The 1508-nt window shown below is 68.2% G+C and carries 1 protein-coding gene; it reads right to left on the bottom strand.

Translation table 11 applies throughout. From position 1 onward, the window contains the following. Positions 1-115: 115 nt before the first annotated feature. Positions 116-1150 carry an ABC transporter substrate-binding protein gene (locus tag SSOG_RS31945; protein ID WP_009718400.1) on the bottom strand — a complete coding sequence of 345 codons (1035 nt, stop codon included), beginning with the start codon at positions 1148-1150 and terminating at the stop codon, positions 116-118. Between the last annotated feature and the right edge of the window lie 358 nt (positions 1151-1508).

Genomic DNA, 1508 nt, shown 5'->3' with positions numbered 1-1508 from the left:
GCGAGGACATCGGTGAGAGCGGGCACGGGGCAAGGCTACCTCCCAGATCACCGGGAAGCCTTGCCCCTGCCTTCACTCAGCGCGACCGCCACGCCGGGGGCGACCTGAAGGGGGATCAGCGGACCAGGTAGCCGCGGAGATCGTCCAGCACCCGGTCGGCGGCGGTGACGCCGAGGCCCAGGTACCAGGTCTCGTCCTTGACGTTCTTGGCGTGGCCGGCCTTGACCGCGCCGAGCTTCTTCCACAGCGGATTGGACTCCGCCTGGTCCCGCTTGGTGGCCTTGGGGTCGCCGTAGACCCCGGTGAAGATCCAGTCGGCGTCGGCCTCGTTGATCCGCTCCGGGCCGATCTCCGTGGCCAGGTCCTCGACCTGCTGGTTCTTGGGCCGGGGCAGGCCGACGTCCTGGAGGATCGTGCCGATGAACGACGCCTTGGCGTAGAGCCGGGTGAACTCCGGCATGAAGCGCAGCATGGTGACGGTCGGCTTCTTCGGGCCGATGTCCTCGCCCAGCTTCTTCGCCTTCGTCTCGTACGCGCCGAGCTTGCGCTCGGCCTCGGCGGTGCGGTCCAGGGCCGCCGCGTTGAGGAGGTAGTTCTCCTTCCAGGTGAAGCCGGGGCGGATGGAGAAGACGGTCGGGGCGATCTGCTTCAGCTCGTCGTACAGCGGCTCGGCGCGCAGCTTGCTGCCGAGGATCAGATCGGGGTGGAGGGCGTTGATGGCCTCCAGGTTGAGGTTGTTGATGGTGCCGACGTTCTTCGGGTTCCCGGCCGCCTTCTCGAGGTAGCCGGGGATGGCCTGGTCGCCCTCGGAGGGTGCGTAGCCGACCGGCTTGATGCCGAGCGAGACGACGTTGTCCAGCTCGCCGACGTCGAGCACCACGACCCGCTTCGGCTTGCTCTTGATCTCCGTCTTGCCCATGGCCTGGGTGATGGTGCGCGGGAACTGGCCGGGCTTCGCGTCGGTGCCCATCTTCGCGGTCTGCTCGGCGGCCTTCCCGAAGTCCTTGCCGCCCTGCGCGACGGACTTCCCTCCGCCGCCGTTCCCCTTGGCGCCGCCCTTGCCACTGTCGGACGCGCCGCAGGCGGCGAGGGAGAGGGCCCCGGCGAGGGCCAGGGCGAGGGCGGCGCTGCCGCGGCGGCGTACGGGCATGTGGTGCTCCAGGGGATCGTGCGGAAGGTGGCACTTAGGCGTGCCTTACTTTAATCGCACCCCTGAGCGGCCACTTACAGCACATTCATCCGCGACCTCTCAGGCGAATCGGTCAACAGCCACACGTAAGGGTGGAGCCGACCTCTTATCGGCCACCGGGAGGGGGTACGAAACCTACGTTCAGTGGCCGGAGGTGACTGAACGATGACCGCCTGTGCCTTCGACGCCACCCTCACCACGGGTGTCAGCGCCCGGCCACGAGAAAGGTCCACGGATTTCACCATCACCCCGGACCGTTCGTACGGTGCGCGGCTCACGCTCGGCGGCGACACCGGCTGCTGGTTCCCCGAGCGCTGGA

It is taken from the genome of Streptomyces himastatinicus ATCC 53653, from assembly GCF_000158915.1.
Taxonomy (GTDB): Bacteria; Actinomycetota; Actinomycetes; order Streptomycetales; family Streptomycetaceae; genus Streptomyces; species Streptomyces himastatinicus.
The sequence above is the reverse complement of the archived record's forward strand: the minus strand, read 5'-3'. Positions and strand labels throughout refer to the sequence as shown.

What these genes read in the sequence shown, in the direction of transcription:
- SSOG_RS31945 (WP_009718400.1), bottom strand. Translation starts at nt 1,150, where the DNA reads ATGCCCGTACGCCGCCGCGGCAGCGCCGCCCTCGCCCTGGCCCTCGCC.